Source organism: Mucilaginibacter sp., from assembly GCF_041663085.1.
Classification (GTDB): Bacteria; Bacteroidota; Bacteroidia; order Sphingobacteriales; family Sphingobacteriaceae; genus Mucilaginibacter.
Window position 1 is genome coordinate 1 of sequence record NZ_JBAZRC010000242.1, and the last position, 3,165, is coordinate 3,165.

Consider the following 3,165-nt stretch of genomic DNA (forward strand, 5'->3'; position numbering starts at 1 on the left):
AGGTTAACGATTTTGAAGGTATTAAAGCCTTCGCGTTGGCAAACGATATTAAAATGGTATTGGTTGGCCCCGAAGAGCCGCTGGTAAAAGGCATCCATGATTTTTTCCTGGCCGATGAGCAGCTAAAAAGCATCCCGGTTATTGGCCCGCAGCAGGAAGCTGCCCAGCTGGAAGGCAGCAAGGATTTTTCGAAAGCGTTTATGCAGCGCAATAACGTACCTACAGCCGCATCGCGCACATTTACCCGCGATACTTTGCAGGAAGGTTTTGATTACTTAGCTACCACCGGCCTGCCGGTTGTATTAAAAGCCGACGGACTGGCAGCTGGCAAAGGCGTTTTAATTTGCCTTACGCTTGAAGAAGCACGCCAGGAACTTTTAGAGATGCTTACCGAAGCCAAGTTTGGCGACGCCAGCTCGAAAGTGGTGATAGAACAATTTTTACAGGGGATAGAGCTTTCGGTTTTTGTGATGACCGATGGCACCAACTATAAAATATTACCCGAGGCCAAAGACTATAAACGGATTGGCGAAGGGGATACCGGTTTAAATACAGGCGGCATGGGCTCGGTTTCACCGGTGCATTTTGCTGATGCTGCCTTTATGCAAAAGGTAGAGCAAAAGGTTATTATCCCTACGGTGGAGGGATTGAAGAAAGAAGGCGTCCCTTACAAGGGCTTTATCTTCATTGGCCTGATGAATACCCACGGCGAACCCTGGGTTATTGAATATAACTGCCGCATGGGCGACCCGGAAACGGAAAGCGTTATGCCACGCATCGAGAGCGATTTTGTTGACCTGCTGCTTGGCGTTGCTGAAGGTAACCTGAACGAGAAAGAATTAATTATATCTGACAAAACTGCCGCTACCGTAGTTTGTGTAGCTGGCGGCTACCCCGGCGAATATTTAAAGGATAAAACAATCAGCGGGATTGAGAACGTACGCGATTCGCATGTTTTCCATGCAGGCACCGCTTTAGATGGCGAAGACATTAAAGCAACCGGCGGCCGTGTGCTGGCCATTACCAGCTTACAGGATAATATGTTTGATGCCCTGCAACAAGCTACTGCCGATGCTGCACGCATTTATTACGATGGCGTATATTTTAGAAAAGATATAGGGTTCGACCTTCTATAATATTCATTTTATATAATAAAAAAGCGGTATTGAAATTCAATACCGCTTTTTTTATGTCGCAATAATTAACGGTTGCCTTTTCGATAATTATTCTTCTAAATAATTGCCTGATAATTAATATTACCCCAATTATTGGTACATTAGATTACATTAAAGAAATGAAATCTGTTGCCGGAGGATACCATCAATGTGAAGACGACTAAAAATGTTATTGTTTTTTGTCGGCGTGTTCTTATTGGATGTCTTATTTATGACAGAGAAGAAATAAAGCTCTAATATACTCTACTCCTTTTCACAATTCTATCTCGTCATTCTCGTTTAATAAAGAAATCAGCTAAATTGCTATATGAACTGTTTATTGAAAGTAAGATTTCCTTCTTTGATTTTCATATTTACATTATCAATCCATAATGCTAATGCACAATCACATGAATACGCAACTGCTTTAATAGGTTGCCGGGCAAAAAACCAAATTCAGGTTGCTAATACGGGATGTATGAACGGTATCATAGTCCCCGATTTTTCAGCAAAAACGCTTGATGGAAAGATTTTCCAGCTAAAGCATGCAAAAGGTAAAGTGGTGGTACTTAACTTTTGGTTTGTTGCCTGTTCGCCCTGCCGCGCGGAGATGCCATCTCTCAATAAAATAGTTTCAAGCTTTAAAAATGACGATGTAGTGTTCGTTTCTGTAGCGCTGGACAAAGAAGCCGACCTAAAACAATTTTTAAGAATGAACCGATTTCTTTTTCAAACCATAGCTGACCCTACTTTTATTATAACCGATAAAACTTTTCACATTAAAAATTTCCCGACCACTATTGTTATTGATAAAAAGGGCATAATAAAACTATTTACCATGGGTAGTAAAGATACTGCCGAGGCAATAGATATATCACTGGATGAAAATCTGGTGCGTGCTATTGACGATTGTTTAGGAAAAAAATATCAAAAAAAGATGATATTTGATAACCCGCCGGGATTCTTTAAATTATAATTTTTATATATGCTTATGTAAAGCACAACAGTAAAAAACTAAGCGTAATACTCTACTCCACAACCACTTGAATTATACCCAGGTTGTTGCACAATATAAATTGGAGTACACCCACATGCAGCTGCACTTGGCGTATATGTTTTACGATAATCATAATTCTCTACTACCAGTGTAAAAGATGGTTGTACTCCATAACCGCTGTTACATGTACAGGAGCACAATAGTGTTGTTCCACCTCCGCTCCCTCCGCCGTTATCATACAAGCCGCCCAATACCTTTTTCATCTCAGCTCTGCTGAGTTTGTTAAATTTCTCCATTTTGTTAAAATTAAGTTTAATAATTGTTCTATATCGTTAATTATATTAGACATGACGGATAATTAAGATAACTGATACTGGTGCTTTAGTTATCTTAATTAATTATAAATATAATAGTTATTAACATCTATATATCAAAAAGTTACTCACAAATACCATAACAAATCCAAAAAAACAAAAAGCCCAGTTGATAAACAACTGGGCTTTGATTTAAATAATATTTACTATTTAATTATTGAACCTCAAAAACATTGCTGAAGCTGCCGCCATCAGGGTAGTAACCAGTAATAATGAGGCGGCCATTCCTTAAGTTAGTGATCACCTTATCCATATCGGCAACACTGTTTATTGGTTGCTTGTTTATAGAAGTGATTATAGAACCAACCGGAATTTCGGTATCATCAAATATACCACCCGGGCGAACCTGTGTAACCAATACGCCAGAGTTTACATGGAATTTGGCTTTCTGGGCCTGGTTAAGCGGCTGGAAGCTTGCCCCCATTTTGTTAAACAACTCTGAAGCTGATTTTGATACTGCCGCCGTACGTGGTGCAGGGGCATCTGCCTTAAGCGTTACGGTAAAATTCTTCTCGCTGCCGTCACGTAAAACAGTCAGGTTAATTTTATCACCGGGCTGTAAACGGCCAACGCGTTCCTGCAAGTCCGATGATTCGTAAACCGGGTTACCCTCAACTTTTACGATGATGTCGCCTGTTTT

Annotated in this window: 4 protein-coding genes; 2 read left to right on the top strand and 2 right to left on the bottom strand. The window is 40.2% G+C overall.

The window, feature by feature from the left end; translation table 11 throughout:
• Together purD and WC615_RS23065 are read left to right on the top strand one after the other, a co-directional pair.
• Window positions 1–1,136 (top strand): phosphoribosylamine--glycine ligase (purD, locus tag WC615_RS23060; RefSeq protein WP_372980375.1); only part of this gene is annotated, 1,136 nt, incomplete at its 5' end.
• Between the two features lie 496 nt (window positions 1,137–1,632).
• The gene (locus WC615_RS23065) at window positions 1,633–2,130 is read left to right on the top strand and encodes a peroxiredoxin family protein (RefSeq protein ID WP_372980376.1); all 498 of its coding nucleotides are present in this window, start codon (window positions 1,633–1,635) and stop codon (window positions 2,128–2,130) included.
• 38 nt (window positions 2,131–2,168) lie between these two features.
• Here WC615_RS23065 and WC615_RS23070 read toward each other — a convergent pair whose 3' ends face one another.
• Window positions 2,169–2,447 carry a hypothetical protein gene (locus tag WC615_RS23070; protein ID WP_372980377.1) on the bottom strand — a complete coding sequence of 93 codons (279 nt, stop codon included), beginning with the start codon at window positions 2,445–2,447 and terminating at the stop codon, window positions 2,169–2,171.
• Window positions 2,448–2,679: 232 nt separating this feature from the next.
• A partial coding sequence (locus WC615_RS23075; RefSeq protein WP_372980378.1) for a PDZ domain-containing protein occupies window positions 2,680–3,165 on the bottom strand: 486 nt, incomplete at its 5' end.

Bases quoted from the DNA above. Each gene is read 5' to 3' on its own strand.
- WC615_RS23065 (WP_372980376.1), top strand. From the start codon at position 1,633: ATGAACGGTATCATAGTCCCCGATTTTTCAGCAAAAACGCTTGATGGA.
- WC615_RS23070 (WP_372980377.1), bottom strand. From the start codon at position 2,447: ATGGAGAAATTTAACAAACTCAGCAGAGCTGAGATGAAAAAGGTATTG.